The 18,575-nt window shown below is 68.8% G+C and carries 18 protein-coding genes and 1 tRNA gene; 9 read left to right on the top strand and 10 right to left on the bottom strand.

Going from position 1 to position 18,575, the window contains the following annotated elements; translation table 11 throughout:
• Positions 1 to 58 precede the first annotated feature (58 nt).
• From ACQ3I4_RS14765 to ACQ3I4_RS14730, 8 genes are all read left to right on the top strand, one after another.
• Entirely contained in the window at positions 59 to 955 is an 897-nt protein-coding gene (locus tag ACQ3I4_RS14765; RefSeq protein WP_430633827.1) for a ParA family protein, read from the top strand.
• Positions 955 to 1,875, top strand: coding sequence for a segregation and condensation protein A (locus tag ACQ3I4_RS14760; protein WP_329863664.1), 921 nt, complete (start codon positions 955 to 957; stop codon positions 1,873 to 1,875). Before ACQ3I4_RS14765 ends, ACQ3I4_RS14760 begins: the two co-directional genes overlap by 1 nt.
• A complete protein-coding gene (gene scpB / locus ACQ3I4_RS14755) occupies positions 1,872 to 2,495 on the top strand; it encodes an SMC-Scp complex subunit ScpB (RefSeq protein ID WP_329863665.1) in 624 nt (207 codons plus the stop codon). Before ACQ3I4_RS14760 ends, scpB begins: the two co-directional genes overlap by 4 nt.
• A 110-nt stretch (positions 2,496 to 2,605) precedes the next feature.
• A complete protein-coding gene (locus tag ACQ3I4_RS14750) occupies positions 2,606 to 3,697 on the top strand; it encodes a pseudouridine synthase (protein WP_430633826.1) in 1,092 nt (363 codons plus the stop codon).
• A gap of 3 nt (positions 3,698 to 3,700) precedes the next feature.
• Positions 3,701 to 4,801 (top strand): prephenate dehydrogenase, encoded by a 1,101-nt coding sequence (locus ACQ3I4_RS14745; protein WP_329863796.1) that lies wholly within the window; start codon positions 3,701 to 3,703, stop codon positions 4,799 to 4,801.
• Positions 4,798 to 5,472, top strand: coding sequence for a (d)CMP kinase (cmk, locus tag ACQ3I4_RS14740; RefSeq protein ID WP_430633825.1), 675 nt, complete (start codon positions 4,798 to 4,800; stop codon positions 5,470 to 5,472). Before ACQ3I4_RS14745 ends, cmk begins: the two co-directional genes overlap by 4 nt.
• Before the next feature lie 100 nt (positions 5,473 to 5,572).
• Positions 5,573 to 7,111: a ribosome biogenesis GTPase Der gene (der, locus tag ACQ3I4_RS14735; RefSeq protein WP_329863794.1), complete on the top strand. Its 1,539-nt coding sequence runs from the start codon at positions 5,573 to 5,575 to the stop codon at positions 7,109 to 7,111.
• A 167-nt stretch (positions 7,112 to 7,278) separates the two neighbouring features.
• Positions 7,279 to 7,352 (top strand) — tRNA-Pro (locus ACQ3I4_RS14730).
• Between the two features lie 234 nt (positions 7,353 to 7,586).
• Here ACQ3I4_RS14730 and ACQ3I4_RS14725 read toward each other — a convergent pair.
• From ACQ3I4_RS14725 to ACQ3I4_RS14690, 8 genes are all read right to left on the bottom strand, one after another.
• Entirely contained in the window at positions 7,587 to 8,777 is a 1,191-nt protein-coding gene (locus tag ACQ3I4_RS14725) for a tyrosine-type recombinase/integrase (RefSeq protein ID WP_427385410.1), read from the bottom strand.
• Positions 8,770 to 8,994: a helix-turn-helix transcriptional regulator gene (locus tag ACQ3I4_RS14720; RefSeq protein ID WP_430633824.1), complete on the bottom strand. Its 225-nt coding sequence runs from the start codon at positions 8,992 to 8,994 to the stop codon at positions 8,770 to 8,772. Before ACQ3I4_RS14720 ends, ACQ3I4_RS14725 begins: the two co-directional genes overlap by 8 nt.
• Positions 8,972 to 9,568 (bottom strand): hypothetical protein, encoded by a 597-nt coding sequence (locus tag ACQ3I4_RS14715; protein WP_421009159.1) that lies wholly within the window; start codon positions 9,566 to 9,568, stop codon positions 8,972 to 8,974. The genes ACQ3I4_RS14720 and ACQ3I4_RS14715 overlap by 23 nt, the downstream gene beginning before the upstream one ends.
• 12 nt (positions 9,569 to 9,580) lie before the next feature.
• The gene (locus tag ACQ3I4_RS14710) at positions 9,581 to 10,075 is read right to left on the bottom strand and encodes a single-stranded DNA-binding protein (protein ID WP_421009160.1); all 495 of its coding nucleotides are present in this window, start codon (positions 10,073 to 10,075) and stop codon (positions 9,581 to 9,583) included.
• A gap of 83 nt (positions 10,076 to 10,158) precedes the next feature.
• Complete coding sequence (locus ACQ3I4_RS14705; protein WP_421009161.1) at positions 10,159 to 11,937, bottom strand: type IV secretory system conjugative DNA transfer family protein; 1,779 nt, start codon at positions 11,935 to 11,937, stop codon at positions 10,159 to 10,161.
• Entirely contained in the window at positions 11,934 to 12,491 is a 558-nt protein-coding gene (locus ACQ3I4_RS14700) for a hypothetical protein (protein WP_421009162.1), read from the bottom strand. Before ACQ3I4_RS14700 ends, ACQ3I4_RS14705 begins: the two co-directional genes overlap by 4 nt.
• A complete protein-coding gene (locus ACQ3I4_RS14695; protein ID WP_421009163.1) occupies positions 12,491 to 13,978 on the bottom strand; it encodes an ATP-binding protein in 1,488 nt (495 codons plus the stop codon). The genes ACQ3I4_RS14700 and ACQ3I4_RS14695 overlap by 1 nt, the downstream gene beginning before the upstream one ends.
• Entirely contained in the window at positions 13,975 to 14,793 is an 819-nt protein-coding gene (locus ACQ3I4_RS14690) for a hypothetical protein (RefSeq protein WP_421009164.1), read from the bottom strand. Before ACQ3I4_RS14690 ends, ACQ3I4_RS14695 begins: the two co-directional genes overlap by 4 nt.
• A gap of 156 nt (positions 14,794 to 14,949) precedes the next feature.
• Between ACQ3I4_RS14690 and ACQ3I4_RS14685 the strand changes: the two genes are divergently transcribed.
• The gene (locus tag ACQ3I4_RS14685; RefSeq protein ID WP_421009165.1) at positions 14,950 to 15,720 is read left to right on the top strand and encodes a hypothetical protein; all 771 of its coding nucleotides are present in this window, start codon (positions 14,950 to 14,952) and stop codon (positions 15,718 to 15,720) included.
• A gap of 3 nt (positions 15,721 to 15,723) precedes the next feature.
• Here the strand turns inward: ACQ3I4_RS14685 and ACQ3I4_RS14680 are convergent, their stop codons facing one another.
• Positions 15,724 to 17,184: an SCO6880 family protein gene (locus ACQ3I4_RS14680; RefSeq protein WP_421009166.1), complete on the bottom strand. Its 1,461-nt coding sequence runs from the start codon at positions 17,182 to 17,184 to the stop codon at positions 15,724 to 15,726.
• A 5-nt stretch (positions 17,185 to 17,189) separates the two neighbouring features.
• Entirely contained in the window at positions 17,190 to 18,575 is a 1,386-nt protein-coding gene (locus ACQ3I4_RS14675; protein ID WP_421009191.1) for a conjugal transfer protein TrbL, read from the bottom strand.

Here is an 18,575-nt window from a genome sequence, read left to right as displayed (position 1 = left end):
TTAACCTAGGAGGCAGGCAGTACACCCACAATCAACGAACGGAAGCGTGGTTATCACCGTGAGCGAGGAAAAGGGTTCGCGTACCCGGACGGCAGGCCTGTTGAAGGAACCGCCGGTCATGGGAGCGACGGGCCGCCCGCTGACACAGTTCCCGGAGCCGGCGCCGCTGGCCGGCCACGGGCCCGCACGCATCATCGCGATGGTGAACCAGAAGGGCGGGGTCGGCAAGACCACCTCGACCATCAACCTGGCCGCCGCGCTCGCCGAGTACGGACGCAAGGTGCTGCTCGTCGACTTCGACCCCCAGGGGGCCCTGAGCGCCGGGTTCGGGACGAGCCCGCACGAGCTCGACACCACCGTCTACAACGTCCTGATGGAACGCAAGACGGACATCCGCGACGCCATCATGACCACCGAGGTCGACGGCATCGACCTCCTGCCGGCGAACATCGACCTGTCGGCCGCGGAGGTCCAGCTCGTCAACGAGGTCGCCCGCGAGCAGGTCCTGGACCGCGCCCTGCGCAAGGTCTCCGACGACTACGACGTCATCCTCATCGACTGCCAGCCCTCGCTGGGGCTGCTCACGGTCAACGCGCTGACCGCCGCACACGGCGTGATCATCCCGCTCACGGCCGAGTTCTTCGCCCTGCGCGCCGTCGCCCTGCTCGTCGAGACCATCGAGAAGGTCCAGGACCGGCTCAACCCCTCGCTGCAGATCGACGGGGTGCTCGCCACGATGTACGACGCCCGCACCCTCCACAGCCGCGAGGTCGTGGGCCGGCTCCTCGAGGCCTTCGGCGACAAGGTCTTCGAGACCGTCATCAAGCGGACCATCAAGTTCGCCGACGCCAACGTCGCCGCCGAGCCGATCACGAGCTACGCGAGCAACCACCCGGGGGCGGAGTCCTACCGCACCCTGGCCAAGGAGCTCATCAGCCGCGGGGGCGCCCCGTAATGACCCCGGCCCGGGTGCGGTCCGCCCGCGCCGAGCCCGGCCCGCAGGACGCGGCCGAGCCGGCGCGAACGGGACCCGACGCGCCCGGGGCGGGATTCGCCGTCGTCCTGGACAACTTCTCCGGCCCCTTCGAGGTGCTGCTGAACCTCATCGGCAAGCGGCAGCTGGACATCACGGAGATCGCGCTCGCCGAGGTCACCGACGAGTTCATCGCGTACCTGCGGGGGCTGCGGGAGCGCATCGGCGACAAGGCCCTGGACGAGACGACGCATTTCCTCGTCGTCGCGGCCACCCTGTTGGACCTCAAGGCCGCCCGCCTGCTGCCTTCGGGCGAGGTCGAGTCGGAAGAGGACATCGCGGTGCTCGAGGCCCGCGACCTGCTCTTCGCCCGCCTGCTGCAGTACAAGGCGTTCAAGGCCGTGGCCGCCGAGCTGGGCCGGCGCCTCGACGCGGAGGCCGGCCGGTACCCGCGGCAGACCACGCTCGAGCCGGAGTTCGCGGCCCTGCTGCCCGAGCTGCTGTGGAGGACGAGCCCGGCCGAGTTCGCGGCGATCGCGGAGAAGGCCCTCGCGCCCAAGCCGGTGCGCGCGACCGAGGTGGGGCTCGAGCACCTCCACGCGCCGCCCGTGAGCGTGCGCGAACAGGCGGAGCTCCTCGCGGGAATGCTCCGCGGCGGCGGGGCCCGCAGCTTCCGCTCGCTCACGCGGGACGCCGGGGGGACGCTCGTCGTCGTCGCCCGCTTCCTCGCGCTGCTCGAGATGTTCCGGGACCAGGTGGTCGCCTTCGAGCAGGCGGCGCCGCTCGCTGAACTCCTCGTGCGCTGGAGCGGGGACGGCAGCGGATGGACGCCGGCGGACGCGGTCGAGGAGTACGACGCCGGGGCGCGGCCCGCGTCCGCGGAACGGGAAGGGACGCGATGAGCGCGGAAGGGACGAGGACCGGAACGAAAACCACGGCCGGCACCGGGGAAGAGGAGTTCGACGTCCGGGACGTCCCAGGCGGGGTGCGGGCCGGCGTCGAGGCGGTCCTGATGGTGGTGGACGAGCCGGTGTCCGTGCTGCGGCTCGCCAGCGTCCTGCAGGTCCCCGCCCAGGAGGTGCTCGACGAGCTGGAGGCGTTGCGGACCGAGTACGCCGACGGCCGCGGATTCGAGCTGCGCGAGCTCGCCGGCGGCTGGAGGATCTTCTCGCGGCGTGATCTTGCTCCCGTCGTCTCCCGCTTCGTGGTCGATGGCCAGACCGCGCGCCTGACCCAGGCCGCGCTCGAGACCCTGGCCGTCGTCGCGTACCGCCAACCCGTCTCCCGGGCCCGGATCGCGGCGATCCGCGGGGTCAACGTGGACTCGGTCGTCCGCACGCTCTCGTCCCGCGGACTCATCGAGGAGGCGTCCACGGATCCGGAGACCGGGGCGCTGCTGTACCAGACCACCTCGCATTTTCTGGAAAGATTGGGGATCGGCAGCGTTTCCGAGCTGCCGCGGCTCTCGCCGCACCTGCCCGGGCTCGACCAGCTCGGCGAGTTCGACGACGGGTCCGCCTAGCCGCGGCGCCCGGCACGGGTGCCGGGCTTGAGCACGGCAGCACCGTAGGCGAGACTGGCAGACACCGCCATCGCCTCCACCACCACGACAGCAGCATCGAAGGACTTCACATGACCCAGGGACCCCGTTCAGGATCGGGCCGCGGCGAACCCCGCCGCTCGGGCCAGCCGCAGCGCGGCCAGTCCGGCTCCGGCAAGGGCCAGGGCACCGGCCGCGGAGGGCCCGCCGCGGCCGGCCGGTCGGGCTCCGCGCAGGGACGCCTCGGCGCCGGCGGCGCGTCCTCCGGAGCGGGGCAGAAGGGCGCCGGCGGCAAGGGGGCCGGCGCGAAGGGCGCCGGCGGCAAGGGCGGGGCACCCTCCGGCAAGGGGCCGCGGCCGTACGGCAACGAGCGCTTCGGCCGCAACCTCGGTCCCGTGAAGCAGCGCCCCCGTCCCGCCCAGAAGCCGGCCGCCGCCCCGCGCGGCGGGACCTCCGAGCTCGAGGGCGTCCGCCTGCAGAAGGTCCTGGCGAACGCCGGGGTGGCCTCGCGGCGCGTCAGCGAGGAGATGATCGCGCAGGGCCGCGTCGAGGTCGACGGCGCGATCGTGACCGAGCTCGGGCTGCGCGTGGATCCGGAGACGGTCGTGATCCACGTCGACGGCATGCGCATCCAGCTCAACGAGACGCTCAAGTACTTCGTCTTCAACAAGCCCCGCGGCGTCGTCTCCACCATGGAGGACCCCGAGGGCCGCCCGTGCGTCTCCGACTACCTCAAGAAGAAGGGCGAACGCCTCTTCCACGTCGGCCGCCTCGACGTCAACACCGAGGGCCTGCTCCTGCTGACCAACGACGGAGAGCTCGCCAACCGGCTCACGCATCCGTCCTACGAGATCCCCAAGACCTACCTGGTCCAGGTCCCCGGGCCCATGGCCCAGGGCGTCGGGGCGCAGATGAAGGAGGGCCTCCAGCTGGAGGACGGCTGGGCCAACGTCGACTCCTTCAAGCTCGTCGATTCGACGCCGGGCAAGCTGCTCGTCGAGGTCGTGCTGCACTCCGGACGCAACCGGATCGTCCGGCGCCTCTTCGACGCCGTCGGCCACCCCGTCAAGCGTCTCGTCCGCGTCCAGCTCGGTCCCATCCGCCTCGGCGACCAGAAGCAGGGCACCATCCGCCCGCTCGGGCACCAGGAAGTCGGCCACCTGCTCGCCGCCGTGGGGCTGTAGCACGTGTCCCCGAACCACGTGACCGGGCCCGTCCTCGTCGTCGGCACGGGACTGCTCGGCGCCAGCGTCGGGCTGGGGCTGAGCCGCCGGGGCCTCGAGGTGCTGCTCTCGGACACCTCCCCGACCGCGCAGGCCGTGGCACAGGACATCGGCGCGGGCCGCATCGCCGCGCCCGGGGATCCCGAGCCGCGGCTCGTCGTCGTCGCCGCGCCCCCGGACGTCACGGCGGCCGTCGTCGCCGAGGCGCTCCTGCGCCACCGGGAGGCCGTCGTGGTGGACATCGCGAGCGTGAAGTCCTCCGTCCTCGCCGCGCTCCGGGCCGACACCCGCCTGGGCCGCTCCGAGCTCGCGCGCTACGTCGGAACGCACCCCATGGCCGGGCGGGAGAAGTCCGGTCCCGCCGCCGCGCGCGGCGAGCTCTTCACGGCGATGCCCTGGGTGGTCTGCGCGCACGGGGGATCGGACCCCGGCGCGGTCAAGGCGGCCGAGTCCCTCGCGATCGACCTCGGCGCGAGCGTCGTCCGGCTCGACGCGGGCGAGCACGACGCCGCCGTCGCACTCGTCTCCCACTTCCCGCAGCTCGCGGCCTCCCTCCTGGCCTCCCGGCTCCTCAACGCCCCGGACCACACCCTGGCCCTGGCCGGGAACGGGCTGCGCGACACGACCCGCATCGCGGCCTCGGACCCGCGGCTGTGGATCCAGATCCTGAGCCACAACGCGCCTCGGATCGTCGCCATCCTGCACGGCCTGCGCGAGGACCTGAACCGGCTCATCAACACCCTGGAGCACCCGGACGCGCCCGGCTCGCTCCTGGACCTGGCGGAGCTGATGGGGGAGGGGAACGCCGGGCAGGCCCGGATTCCGGGCAAGCACGGGTCCCCGCCGCACGCGTTCGCCGTCGTCACGGTCATCGTGGACGACAAGCCGGGACAGATCGCCCGGCTCCTGGCCGACGTCGGCACGGCCGGCATCAACGTCGAGGACCTGCGCATGGACCACTCGGCGGGACACCAGGTCGGCATGGTGGAGCTCTCCGTCCTGCCCGGACGGAGCAATGAACTCGTCGAGGTCCTGACCGGGCTCGACTGGAAGGTGGTGCAGTGATCGTGGAGAAGCTCGTCGTCGCCATCGACGGCCCTTCGGGCAGCGGAAAGTCCTCCGTGGCGAAGGAGGCGGCCCGCCGGCTCGGCGCCGCCTACCTGGACACGGGCGCGATGTACCGTGCGGTGACGTGGCACTGCCTGGACGCCGGGACCGACCTCGCGGACGCCGCCGCGGTCGCGGCGGCAGTCGAGGCAGCGGACCTGGACATCAGCACGGATCCAGACGTCGAACGCGTGCTCATCCACGGCACCGACGTCACCGCCGCCATCCGCGAACCACGGGTCTCCGAGGCGGTCTCCGCGGTCGCCACCAACCTGGACGCCCGCGCCGAACTGGTCCGGCGCCAGCGCGGGCTCATCGCGGCCCACGCGCGCGTCGTGGCCGAGGGCCGGGACATCACGACCGTCGTCGCACCCCAGGCCGAGGCCCGCATCCTGCTCACCGCGAGCGAAGAGGCGCGCCTGCGCCGGCGCGGCCTCCAGCTCGGCGGCACGCAGTCCGCCGCCGACCTCGAGCGGCAGGTCCTGGCCCGCGACGCCAAGGACGCCACGGTCGTGGACTTCACCACGGCCTCCGACGGCGTCGTGACCCTTGACTCCTCCGATCTGGACTTCGAGCAGACCGTCCGGGCCGTCCTCGGCATCGTCGCCGGCCGCGGCGCGGCCCTCTGACCCCGGCGGGAGGGGCCCGGCCGGACGCCGGCGCCGGGCATGCGAAAATGGAAGGTGCGTCCGCGACCCGCGGAGGCAGCAAACAAAGGAACCCCGCACCATGACCGAGAACGCCGCCCTTCCCTCCGACGGCGATGAGTACGTGCCCACGGGCGAGGACCACATCGCGGAACGGCTCGGGGAACTGAGCGACGAGGAGGCAGAGCTCCGGGCCGCCTCCCTCCGCGCGGGCCTGGACGACTACGAGCTCGACGACGAGGACGCGGCACTGCTCGCCCGCCTCGAGGATGACGACGAGGACGAGGACGACGACCGCGTCGCCCCCGTCGTGGCCATCATCGGCCGCCCGAACGTGGGCAAGTCCACGCTCGTGAACCGCATCATCGGACGCCGGGAGGCCGTCGTCGAGGACGTGCCGGGAGTCACCCGCGACCGCGTGGCCTACCCGGCCGAGTGGGGCGGACGCGACTTCACCCTCGTCGACACCGGGGGCTGGGAGCACGACGCGAAGGGGATCCACGCGCGCGTGGCCGAGCAGGCGGAGGTGGCCGCCGAGCTCGCCGACGCGGTCGTGTTCGTGGTGGACTCCGCCGTCGGCGCCACGGCGACCGACGAGGGCGTCGTGCGCATGCTGCGCCGGCTGAAGAAGCCCGTCTTCCTCGTGGCCAACAAGGTCGACGACGCCTCGCAGGAGGCCGAGTCGGCCACGCTGTGGGGCCTGGGGTTCGGCCAGCCCTACCCCGTCTCCGCCCTCCACGGGCGCGGCACCGCGGACCTGCTGGACGACATCGTGGACAAGCTTCCCGAATTCTCCGCCCACGGCGGTCTCGTCCCGCGCGGCGGACCGCGGCGCGTGGCACTGATCGGCCGGCCGAACGTCGGCAAGTCCTCGCTGCTGAACAAGCTCGCCGGCTCCGAGCGCGTCGTCGTCGACAACCTCGCCGGGACGACGCGCGACCCGGTCGACGAGCTCGTCGAGCTCGGCGGCCGGACGTGGCGCTTCGTCGACACGGCCGGGATCCGCCGACGGCAGCACATGGCCCACGGTTCCGACTACTACGCGTCGCTGCGGACGCAGAGCGCCCTGGACAAGGCCGAGGTGGCCGTCGTCCTGCTGGCCGTCGACGAGGTGCTCAGCGAACAGGACGTGCGCATCCTGCAGATGACGATCGACTCGGGCCGGTCCCTGGTCCTCGCGTTCAACAAGTGGGACCTGCTCGACGACGAGCGCCGCCGCTACCTGGAGCGCGAGATCGAGCAGGACCTCGCCCACGTCGACTGGGCGCCCCGCGTGAACCTCTCTGCCCGGACCGGATGGCACAAGGACAAGCTCGTCCCGGCGCTGGACCGCGCGCTCGAGTCGTGGGACAAGCGGATCCCGACTGGCAAGCTCAACGCCTTCCTCGGCGAGCTCGTGGCCGCTCACCCGCACCCGGTCCGGGGCGGCAAGCAGCCGCGCATCCTCTTCGGCACGCAGGCCTCGGCCCGGCCGCCGCGGTTCGTGCTGTTCACCACCGGATTCCTCGATCCCGGCTACCGCCGCTTCATCACGCGCCGCCTGCGCGAGACGTTCGGGTTCGAGGGAACGCCCATCGAGGTCAGCATGCGCGTGCGCGAACGGCGGGGGCGTCAAAAGTAGTCCCGCGGATGGGGTAGAGTAGCTGAGGAGCTTTTCGCAGACGGAACCGCGGGGGAAACCCCGGGGAGAACGGCTGCGAAAACCATCGGGCTATGGCGCAGCTTGGTAGCGCGCCTGACTGGGGGTCAGGTGAGTTAGAGCGGCGGGACTGTCCGAAAACTAAACAACGGGATGTGGCGCAGCTTGGTAGCGCACTTGACTGGGGGTCAAGGGGTCGCAGGTTCAAATCCTGTCATCCCGACAAAAAGCCCTGGTGAGAGGCAACTTTCACCAGGGCTTCGTCGTATCTGAACGTGGTCACTGGCTGGTCCACTTCCCTCATCCGCCCGTCCCGCTCGTTCGCGGATTGGTCCACTTCCGTTCGGTCTCGTCGGCTGCGGAGTGCACCAAAAGGTGACCATGAGGTGCACCAAAACGCGGGCATGACGGTGCTCCGGCCCCCTCTGGGAGGGTCGGAGCATGGGTTCTGAAGTGGTCACAAGCGGGGTCCGTCGCGGCGGCTAGCGTCCTTCCTCTGAGGTGTCCTGGAAAGGAACTGATTAGCCTGTCTCGCGGCTTCGGCGAGGTGTCGATGGTCGGGGTGGAGATACCCCTTGGTCGTCTCGATCGACTGATGCCCAAGGATCTCCTGGAGCACATGCAAAGCGATACCGGCGTCGGCCATCCACGTCGCCCCCGTATGCCGGAGACCGTGCCGGGTGAGGTCCGGCAACCCGAGGCCTGCGACGAGGTCATCCCAGTGCGTCGCATCCCGCACCGTCGCAGTCGTGAGCACCCCACCCCGTGGCCCACGCAGGAGCGGAGCTTCGGGCAACTTGTCTTGGGTGAGGCGTTCGAGGATCGGTTCGAGCGCATCGAGCATCGGCACCGGCCGGTCTCTACGGCCCTTGGTCTTCTTCACGACGAGGCCGCCCTTGCCGGGGTAATGCTGGCGTCTGATCCACACGATGTGGTTCTCCCAGTCAACATCACCGACTTGGAGGCCGGCGACTTCCGAACCACGGGCAGCCAGGAGGCTGGCGAGCATGACGTGATCGGAATACGCCTGATGTACCTTCCCGCAGGCTTTCGCGAGCTTCCGTAGCGTCGCGAGATCCGGCAGTGCGTGTTGACGGAGTGCTCCGGTGGTGTGGGTGACGTTGTTGCCGAGGTTGCGCCGAGCACGATGCTTGGCGGGGTTGATGGAGATGACGTCATCACGCACGGCCTCATCCAGTACCCGGACGAGTGGGGCGATGGAGTTCTTGATCGTGGACGCGGAGTGTTCGGCTTCCCAGGCGTCGATGGTGCGGTCGATCATCCCGGCGGTGATCTTCGCAACCCGCACATGCCCGAGCGCGGGCAGCACCCGGAGCCGGAACCCGGTCTCGTACAGCTCGGCAGTGGAGGTCGGGTCCAGGCCCCGCTGCCACCGGTCCCCGATCGAGGCGGCGTAGTCGGCGAGGGTGACGGTCGGGTCGTTGCCGGTCTCGGTCGCTGCCCGCATCTGATCGAAGAACTCCTCCACCTCCTCCTGCGAATGGACGTGGGCGACGCGGCCGACACGCTTGTGAGTGGACGGGTCGGTCCAGCGGACGCGGGCCCGGAACCCGTCGACGCGGCGTTCGACATCGGTGGTGAGCTTCACCCCGACCGGCGGCATCCGCCGATTCCGCGGATCAGCCACGATCCCGACCCTGTTCCTGCTCGGTGACCCAGGCGCGCACCGTGGCCGGGTTGTAACGGGAGACACCACCGACCCGAAGGAACGGCGGCCCAATCCTCTCTCTGCGCCAGCGCGAGAGCGTGGCCTGGGAGACGTTCAAGAACTCGGCCACATCCCGCGCACACCACAGGGCCTCAACGGGGGTGATGCCGTGCTCAAGCGCTGTTGGGGCGTTCATCGTCGAGACTCGCGTAGAAGGCGTCCTCGGCCGCCTGGCGCTGGGCGATGTCAGCGGCAACGAACGCATCGAAGTCCGCCGCCCGATCCAGGATCACGACATCCTCCACCGGCGGTGCAGGCTTCTCGCCCGGCCAGACGGTCTGCCGAGTGGGACGGTCGCGATCCAGCCGGGTGACGGAGCCTGCGACCCAGTCGCGGAGCCGCTGCTTGGCATCGACGAAGTCCCGGTGCCAACCGATAGGCGCGGAACCGTTCTGATCAGGGTCGTAGGCGCACAGCCAGTGCAGATGCAGCGCGGACAGTTCCCACACCAGTTCGGGGTGCCGGTGCCAGAACGGCGGAATGACGTTCGCGGACAGGCCGTAGGTGTGACGGAGCCAGTTCACCCACCGATCCAGTTCCAGCCATTCCGCCCCTGCCTCGTCGGCGGTCAGCAGGTTCCAGTTCACCGGATGCGGCGGCCCAGGAATCGAATCGGGATCAGACAGCGCCGGCTTCGTGCCAGGTTTCTCGTCCTGGAGTGCGGGTTCGGGCTCGTCGATCTCCGGGATATCCGTGGCGATGGTGCTCATGGTGGCGTCTCCTCAGAGTCGGGGCGCGGGCGGCGTCGGCGCGCTGCTGCGATTCGGTACCTGGAACTCCGGCGCTGGCTGGGCTGGGGTCTCCCGTGCCGGTGCTTCCTGAGTCGGGGCGTTCTGGTCGAGCTGTTGGGTTGGGGTGCGGGGTGTGCGGTCGACGTCGTAGCGGGTGCGGGCGGTGTCGTGTCCGATCTTCTTCGCGACGAACTGCTCGGCCTGGATCTGCTCACCATCGCGGGTGGTCTCGTACTCGCGGACGTAGCCCTCGGCGACGAAGCTGTCGCCCTTCTTGAACCGCTCGTGCGCCCGCTCTGCACTCGCCCGGAACAACACGAGATCGTGGAAGGTCGAGTCGAGCTGAGTGAAGGTGCCGTCGGGGTTGCGGTCGAAGTGCTCTTGGCCGAACCTCGCGTAGAACCGGGCCTGGTTCTGGTCGTTGTAGCTGAGCTGCGGGTCCGAGGCGATGAACCCCGAGATCGACTGCTGCGTGTGAATGTCCATCGAAATGCTCCTTGACGATCACGCGACCCCACTTGTCAGGGGTCATCCGTGAAAGTCAGGTGCACTACACCAGCCCAACCACTTCAGGCGTCGGAAGTGCGCTGCAACAGCCCCTCGATCTCGGCCCGGTCGCGCTTCAACTGCTCCGCATCGGGACGGCTCGGCCAGGCGCGCAGGTCGGTGACGATGGGTGGTGCGGCACGGAGGAGGGTGACGCCGGTGCCGAAGGGCAGGGTGCGGATGCGGTCGGGCGGCAGGATCGGCACCCGCCTGATCGAGCGTTGGTTCGACCGGCTGCCGTGGTCCCCGAGGGTGACGGAGTCGGTGAACTCGTCGCGTTCGCCGATGAGGGTGGAGAGGTCTTGGAGGTCTTTGGAGTTCGACGCCCCACCGAGAATGACCTTGACGATGGAGGCATCCCAGATCGCTCCGGCCTGGTTCTCCGACCACTTATCGCGGGCCTGCGCGAGTGACTGCAAGACCGGGAGCGTGGTGATGCCCGTGCCGCCGCCCTCTGCCATGAGTGTCGGCAGTGACGGGAGGGGCGCGAGGTTTCCAATTTCGTCGAGCGCGAGTAGGAGGGGTGGGTCGAGGCGGGCTCCGGGTGATCGTGCGGCGATGCGGCGTGCGGTTTCGATGAGGTCTTCCACGAACGCCGCCACCAACGCTGCAGACGCACCAGCCCCCGCTCCGGTGGCGAGGAGATACAGCGTGCCGCGGTCTTTGATGAAGGCTTCGGGGTCGAAGCTCTCACCCTCACTCGGCGACACGGCATCCAGCACCCTGGGATCAGCGAGGGCACCGAGCGCGAGGGAGACGCCTTGCCAGATGGAGTCTCGGGTGCGGGGGTCGGAGTCGATCATCGCCTCCAAAGAATCCGCCCAACCTGCGGCCGCGTTCGGGTTCGCGGTGAGGATCGCGACCGCCTCCGCCGCAGCCGACGGGTCGAGGGTCCAGCGGAACAGTTCGGCCGGTGAGCGATGATCGAGGGCGGCGGCGTGGAGGAGGCCTTGGAGTGCGGTGCGGGTCTTTCCTTCCCAGAACCCACCGGACTCGACACCGCCAGCGGAGAGGCCGGTGGCGGAGGCGAGTCCGGTGGCGCGGATCATCGCCGTCAACGGGTCCTCACACCCCCGTACCGGCGACCAGCGCAGGCCTGCGGGGACGCCTTCGGCGAGGTGCTGTGGATCGAACACCGCCACCGGCCCCGCATTACGCCGCCGGGCGCGGAGGGTGGCGGTGAGATTGTCCGGCCTCGTGGAGGTCGTCACCACGGCTCCGGGGGCGTCGAGGATGGCGTTGATGACGACGTGCAGGCCCTTGCCGGAGCGGGGCGGCCCGATCAGCAAGATCGAGTCCTCGACCGACGCCCAGACCTGCTTGCCCCGCGAGGAGCCGAGGAGGTAGCCGACATCGGCTGGTGATGGTTCGTCGAGCGATGGCCGCAGCGTCGCAGCACGCTTCAACAAGGCCTTGGGCGACGCGGTCTGGGTGACCTCATGGCTGGTCGCGGTGCCCGCGAGGCGGCGGGGGTCGGTCTCGACCTTGCGGTTGTGGCGTCGCCATTTCGTCCAGCACCAGCCCAGCCCGACCGTCACCGCAGCAAGGAGCACGACGGTGACGATCCAGTAGACGACCGGGCTCAGGCCCTCAGCTCCGAGGGCGCCGCCGGGGTCGCCGGGGTTGAACAGCACCCCCATCCCGCCCGTCGGCCCTGACGTGGGCTGCGCGGTCCCGGTGAGGAACGCGGCGATGGAGCCTGCGCCGCGGAGGACGAGCCCGAGGGCGAAGATTCCGATGAGGCCGATGAGGGCGGCGTTGGTGAGTTCATCACCCATCGAGCCCGGCTGCCGCTCGTTCATGGCAGTGTCTCGATGTGGACGGTGCCGGAGATCCGGCCAAACAGCAGCACGTCCTGTGCCCTGCTTGTTGGTGTCGGGAGCTGGTTGAGATCCAGCAGGGCGCACGCACGTCCGCCCGCCGCATCCGTATGGGAGACGATGATTGCGACGGCGACATCTTCGCCGGGCAGGAACCCGTCGGCGGTGACCTCGACCAGCACTGGCCCCTTCAGCTTCCATACTGGCTTCGCGGGCTCGGACGGCGGCACGGATTCGGGGGTGCGTGTGCGTTTGCGGGGGTGGATGAGGTCGGTGAACACCGACCCGTCAACCTCGCGGACCTCGATCCGCACCGCCACGCTTCGGTCCTTCGTGACCGCGTCGAGGAGGTCGGTGAAGCTGCCGCGCGTCCATTCCCCGCGAGGAGGCGGCGGGAACACGGCACCGTCCACCGTGACATCGAGGGTCCCGGTGTCAGTGACGATCACACGGACGTTCGGGAGCACCGCCTGCACCGGCCCCGGTGTCTCGTTCGACGCTGCGGCGGCGTGTTTCTTCTGGGGACGCACGTTCATCACTTCACCCCCGAGGTGAGGCGGGAGCTGGTGTCGAACATCTCCAGCTCGGCTGGGTGGAGCTGATGCTGCGTCACGAACGACCTGTCCTTGATCCGCCACAACCCCTGCCCGACACCGAGACCGGGAAGGAGCTTCTGCTCGGTCCCGGTCAGCCCGAGCGCACTGGCGGTGGCTCCGAGCTGGTCGGATTCCTGCCGGTACACGATCCGGGTCTCCGCATTCGCGAGCAAGGAGTTGGCAAGGGAGCGCATGGCTGAGCCTTGGTCGCCGACATTGTCCAAGTCGGTCAACTTATGAAAAATCAACATGTTCGCGATCCCGTAATGCCGCGCGAGCCGCCAGTGCGCATCCATCCGGCGCAGGAGCGCGGGGTGGGACATGAGTCGCCAGGCTTCGTCGTAGATCACCCACCGCTGCCCACCATTCGGGTCCAACAACGCCGATTCCATCCACGCGCTGGAGCACGTCATCAGCACCGAGATCAACGTCGAGTTCTCGGTCACGCGGGAGAGGTCGAGGGAGATCATCGGCAACGACGGATCAAACCTGACCGTCGATGGCCCATCGAAAAGACCGGCGAGGTCGCCGGCGACGAGGCGGCGGAGGGCGTGGCCGACGAGCCGCCCATCCTCCGCGAGCCGGCCGTCGGTGTCGTCACTGGGGTTGAGGACGCGGTCAACGACCATTGGCAGAATCGGCACCGTGTTCTCCCGCACCGTCTGCGTCAACGCCAAGTCGATCGCAGTGTGTTCCAACGGCGACAACCCCCGCGCCAGCACCGTCTCCGCCAGAGCCCCGATGAGATCCCTCCGGCGAGAGGCGACGGTCGCGGCCCACTGCTCATCCGACAGGCCGGAGGTCCGCATGCCCTCATCGAGCGGATTCAACCGCGTGTTGAGGCCGTGGCCGAGGACGATCGCTCGACCCCCGACAGCCTCCGCTACCGCGGTGTGTTCCCCCTTGGGGTCGCCGGGGACGTAGACGCGACGCCCGAACGGCAGTGACCGCGTGTAAAGGGATTTTGCGAGTGAGGATTTCCCGGAGCCGACGATTCCGGCGAGGACGACGTTGGGTGCGGTGATGATGCCGCGGGCGTAGAGCACCCACGGGTCGTAGACGAAGCTGCCGCCGGAGTAGAGGTCCTGGCCGACGAAGACGCCGTCGGAGCCGAGACCCCCTTCAGCGACGAACGGATACGCCCCAGCGAGAGTCGCGCTGGTGTCCTGGTGACGTGGCACCTTGAACCTGCCCGGCGACCGTAACCCAGCTGCGCCCGGCTCGCCCGACGCAGGCAGATACGTTGTCGCTAGGCGTTCGGCACGCTCGGCCTCCGCCTTCGCCACCGCAGCCGCCTTCTCGGCCAGCCGCTTCTCGGCGGTGATGCGGGCGGCGGCCTGCCGGCGTTGCTTCCGCAGCTTGCGGCGCTCGGACGCTGGGGCGACGAGAACCGAGGTATGTAGCCGTTCGGGCTCACGGGCGCTCACAGACCCAGCCCCCGACCCGAGGTGTGCGACGAGCGAGTGGTGTTGGCGAACCAGTCCTTCTCGACCGCGACGCCCTGCGCAGCGGACGGCCCCGCAGCAGCGGCTGCACGAGCAGGACTACCCGCGACCCTTGCCGGATCGGCCGCTGGTGGCGAAGGAGGCTCGGTCGATTCTGGTTCGAGGGGCACGTTGTGGGCGCGGTGCAGGGAGACGTGACCGTGGAACGGGTTGTAGGTAAGGGCGTAGTCGCCGTCGGTGACCGCGCGGTCGAGATCACTGACCGGTGGGGTGTCGTAGACGTATCCGTTCTCCAACGCCGCATCAGTGGTCTCCTCGCCGTAGTCCCACTGCTTCAAATGCTCGATCCCTGCCGCCGGGCCGTCGCGGCTGATGAGGTCCATCACCTGGTCGGCCTCCTCGCCCTGGAGGAAGACGATGTTGACCCACTGCCGGATCGAGCGGGAGGTGCCGGGTTGCCAGGCGATCCGCCCTGCCGCGTTCATGGCCGCGTCGAGGCGGTCGTGTGCGGAGTCAATCAGGGTCGCTGCCTGGTGCAGTTCGTCCGCTGCCGCGAGAGCGTCACGGGCACCTGCGGCGGGGTTGCCGTGATCGTCGGTCGCGTGGATCTGCCGCGATGCGTGGGCGTTGGCAAGCTGGTCGAGGACCTGCCGCAGCGACCGCACCCCGGCGAGCAGATCACCCATCACCGGATACATCTGCGAGGGCTGACCGAACGTCCGGCTGGCATGAGCCAGACCCCGCATCGCTTCGGATGCTTCAGCGGCGTCTTTGGTGGGGTCGGTGAACGTGGGCATGAGGAACCTCCCTGACGATGGATGTCAGAGAGGAGGTGAGCGACAGGCTCCTCGTCTTGCTCGCTCTTGGCACGGGCAGCAGTGCTCGTGGGGAGATGTGTCGGTGGTACATGCCAGCATCTGCGCAAACGAGCAGACCCACACCGGGAGGAACTGATGTTGAGTGCGATCAAGGAGATTCCGGGCACGATCAAGAGCTGGCGCGACAACCGAGAGTCGATCTACAACCTCGTTGCGACTATCGCTGCTGCCCTCGTCGTTGCGGCCGTTGCGACAGGAACGCGACCGAGCGACGCCCTGGCCGCGGTCGCGCGCCATATCCAACTCACGCCGGTGGCGGAGTGGTTGACTGGCCTATCGCTCGCTAACGACCCGGCCCCCGCCGTGAACGGGATCATGCTTACGGCTCTGCTTGTTCTTCTGGCTTGGATGGTCGTGATCCCGTTGGTGCGCAGCAGACATGATGACAACCAGATGTTCGCCTACGAACCTCTTCGCCTCGTCGGTGCGCCCGCAGCTGCGACCGTCTGGCTTCTTCTTTTCGTCGCGGCACAGTACGGCGACATCGCGGCACCGCTGCGCTCATGGGCGCACACCGCGTTCGCCGCAGCGCTATGGGTGTTGGGCGGGCTCGCCGCTGCGGGTGTTCTCTACCTCCTCGCGCGGCGATACGGAATGGACGACCTTGCCCGTCTCCTGTTGTGGCCCCCGGCAGTGGTCGTTTACCGCGTCTATGTGGGGATCTGTTTCACGGGTGTCGCAGTAGTTGTTGCCGCTGTCGGCATCCCGGTCGGGATCATCTCGTGGTTTGCCGGATTGGAATCTGACCGTAGCCGCAAGATTCGTGACGACATTGAGCGAGAACGTATCGAACGCGAACCTGTGGCCACAGGCGCCGCCATCGTCCGTCTCGACCGCGCCGCCTAAAGATCACACCTTCCGGCACAACGGCAATGCGGCGGCCGTGAACGCGGCGGCCTGCTGCCCGACGAGGAGTCGGGTTTCACACGAGGCCTGGATCGCTGCTTGTTCGATCGCCGCGACGGCGGCGTCCAACTCGTTGATGGTGGGTGCGGTGATGGTGACGAGGCCGGTGTAGCGGAGGATGCCGTGCCCGGCGGTGAGGTCGGCCTCCTGTTGGAGGACGTCTTGGTATTCGGCGGTTTGGGAGGCGTCTTCGATCTGCCCGATCCGCTGCCGCTGCGCCGCATCACTGATGTGCTCCACCTTCTTCTTCCGAATATCCCGCGCCGCTTGGTCCGACCGCATGGGTGTGCAGATCAGCGAGAAGGATCGCTGGATGCCGGTGGAGAGCAGCACGGGTGAGAGGAATCCCGGATAGACCAGAGAGCGGGGCCATTCGGAGATCCAGAGGGTGGCGTGGTGGGCGGAGTCGGTGCGGATACGTCCCCAGGATTCGTTGACCGCGAGCGGGCCTGCGGTGGCGAGGGATTGTCCGATTTGCCCGTGCCGTTCCAAGGTCGCGGCGATCGCGGGGTCATACGCGGAGCGGAGAATCACGGCGATCTGCCCTGGGGTGAGCCATCCGGACGGGGTCAGGTCCGCCGACCGGAGCGCCGCGGTCAGCGTCGCCATCTCCTGCCGGAGGACGGCGGCCGCGCCACGGATGCCGCCGCCGGCGGTGCGGATCTGTCGCCCGGCGGCCCGCATGTCCAAGGACAGTGACAGGGTGGTGGCGTGGCGTTCCCCGGCAGGACCTGCCCGGTCGATCAACTCGCCATAGGTCGTGGAGGCCCAGGAGTCGTCGTGGGTGCCGTGCGCAGCCCACCACTCCGCCAATCCAGTGCCGGAGTCCGGGAGGGTGCGTTCGAGGATCTGCAAGGTCGCGATGCGCCCGGAACGGCAGACGGTGGCGAGCACGCGGCCCCAGGAAGTGACGCGGCGTTCCTGCTCACCGGGATCGAGGAGTACGAACGCCGGATGGGTGACCTCGCAGACCACAGTGAGGGTGCCCGCGTGCGGGTCGTGGATCATCCCGGCTTCGGTTTCGGGGTCGGTGAACTCCCGCAGCCGCGCCATATCGCCCGGCAGCGCGAGGGTGCCGACCGGGCGGGGTGCGACGACTTTGCGGCGGTAGATGAGCTGCCCGATCGTGGTGCGGTAGAGCCACCAGCATCCGACCGGCAACCATTCGACCAGGGGCCTTCCCGCAATCGGCACCCACGTCAACGTGATGGAGAGTGCCCAGATGGGTGCGGTGTAGGCGAGCAGGATGCCGCCGCCGGCGTAGAGGGCCCCGACGAAGGAGAGGATGCCGACCGCGAGCGTCACGAGCTGCGGAAGCGATAACCCGAGGAGGACGCCGCGGCGGGTGAGGCGGGAGAACTTCACCGGCACCAGTTCGCTCGCATTCTTACTGCTGCTGCTCATGGGGTTCACTTCTTCCCGGGTGTGGGGTCGGGCGGTGTCGGGTCCTGCGGTGGTGTCGGCGTCTTCGGCACCGGGGACGAGGGTGGTGCCGTGTCACTGCCCTGGGGTGGTGGGGTGATGTTGCTGCTCGCACCGTCGGCGGCTGCTTCGCCTTGACCGCCGAGCTTGTCGCCGAGGTCGTGACCGGCGTTGAAGGAGTCCTTGGCGACCTTCGCCGCGATCACCGCCGCAGCGACCGGGGCCGCGACCGCAGCACCCGCACCCGCCCCACCTCCGGCTGCCGCGGTTGAACCACCACCGGATGCGGCAGGCGCAGCACTCTCAGGCGGAGTGCCACCCGTGGAGGCCGGTGTCGGCTTCGGCGGCGGAGTCGTACCGCCGCCGCCGTTGCCGCCACTGCCTTTGCCCCCGCCGCTGTTGTTGCCGTCGAGGACTTTCTGCGCGTCCTGCCCCTGCGGCTTCGACGGCACAGGCATCGGGCGGTTGAGAGCCTGCTTGGCGTCTTGTTCGGAGCCGATCGCGTGATACATGTCGAAGCCGACGAACGCGATGAACTTGTACGTCAGATACGGCGCGAACGCGGCCATCGCCATCAGCACGACGCCCGCGATGGGGTCACTGATCGACGCGAGATCCATGTCAATCGGTGCCGACACCTGCGTGATCGCGACGAGGAACATGACGACCAGCACGAGCTTGGAGGCGATGAGGGCGATTACGAACATCGCCCACTTGCTGATCCACCCCCGGCTCGCGTCCCAGGAGGCGCCGGAGAACGCCAACGGTGCAAACACGATCGCAACCAACAGCAAGGCTTTGCGGATCAGGAGGGAGAGCCAGACGATGGCGGCGGCCGAGATCGCCAGTCCTGCGAGGAAGATGGTGATGATCGCACCCACACCCGGAGCCGCGATATTGATCCCCGCCAGCCCCGCAACCAACAGGGTGATCTTGTCGCCCATCGTGGTGGTGGTTTCGCCTGCGGCTTGGATGATGCCGGTGCAGAGCTGATCCACGATCTCCAACCCGAGCCCGGTCAACGTGATGACGACGAATGACCCAAGCACCGATTTCGCCAGCCCCAACGCAGCCCGAGACAGGGCGGTGGGGACTCGTTTGATGAGGCCGGTGATGAGTTGGAGGCAGAAGAACAGCAGCATGATGAACACTGCGATCCCGAACACCAGGTTGTACACCGAGATGTAGCCGTCGCTGGTGACGTCGACCAACGTGGTGGTGTCGAAGACGTTCCAGACTGCCTCGAACAACCACCCGGCAGCGTTGCCCATTGCCTGGGCAAGCCAATCAAACGGTGCCGAGATCAGGGCGCCGGCGGCGTCGCCTGCGATATCGCAGACGTTGGAGATGATGGGTATATCGCACACGCCCAT

Source organism: Zafaria sp. Z1313 (assembly GCF_050563205.1).
Taxonomy (GTDB): domain Bacteria; phylum Actinomycetota; class Actinomycetes; order Actinomycetales; family Micrococcaceae; genus JAZDCJ01.
The sequence above is the reverse complement of the archived record's forward strand: the minus strand, read 5'-3'. Positions and strand labels throughout refer to the sequence as shown.

Excerpts from the sequence above, each read along its gene's own strand:
- scpB (WP_329863665.1), top strand. The coding sequence starts at position 1,872 with ATGAGCGCGGAAGGGACGAGGACCGGAACGAAAACCACGGCCGGCACC.
- ACQ3I4_RS14700 (WP_421009162.1), bottom strand. The coding sequence starts at position 12,491 with ATGAACGTGCGTCCCCAGAAGAAACACGCCGCCGCAGCGTCGAACGAG.
- ACQ3I4_RS14705 (WP_421009161.1), bottom strand. The coding sequence starts at position 11,937 with ATGAACGAGCGGCAGCCGGGCTCGATGGGTGATGAACTCACCAACGCC.
- ACQ3I4_RS14675 (WP_421009191.1), bottom strand. The coding sequence starts at position 18,575 with ATGGGCGTGTGCGATATACCCATCATCTCCAACGTCTGCGATATCGCA.
- ACQ3I4_RS14680 (WP_421009166.1), bottom strand. The coding sequence starts at position 17,184 with ATGAGCAGCAGCAGTAAGAATGCGAGCGAACTGGTGCCGGTGAAGTTC.
- ACQ3I4_RS14715 (WP_421009159.1), bottom strand. The coding sequence starts at position 9,568 with ATGAGCACCATCGCCACGGATATCCCGGAGATCGACGAGCCCGAACCC.
- ACQ3I4_RS14760 (WP_329863664.1), top strand. The coding sequence starts at position 955 with ATGACCCCGGCCCGGGTGCGGTCCGCCCGCGCCGAGCCCGGCCCGCAG.
- ACQ3I4_RS14750 (WP_430633826.1), top strand. The coding sequence starts at position 2,606 with ATGACCCAGGGACCCCGTTCAGGATCGGGCCGCGGCGAACCCCGCCGC.
- der (WP_329863794.1), top strand. The coding sequence starts at position 5,573 with ATGACCGAGAACGCCGCCCTTCCCTCCGACGGCGATGAGTACGTGCCC.
- ACQ3I4_RS14710 (WP_421009160.1), bottom strand. The coding sequence starts at position 10,075 with ATGGACATTCACACGCAGCAGTCGATCTCGGGGTTCATCGCCTCGGAC.
- ACQ3I4_RS14685 (WP_421009165.1), top strand. The coding sequence starts at position 14,950 with ATGTTGAGTGCGATCAAGGAGATTCCGGGCACGATCAAGAGCTGGCGC.
- ACQ3I4_RS14690 (WP_421009164.1), bottom strand. The coding sequence starts at position 14,793 with ATGCCCACGTTCACCGACCCCACCAAAGACGCCGCTGAAGCATCCGAA.
- ACQ3I4_RS14720 (WP_430633824.1), bottom strand. The coding sequence starts at position 8,994 with ATGAACGCCCCAACAGCGCTTGAGCACGGCATCACCCCCGTTGAGGCC.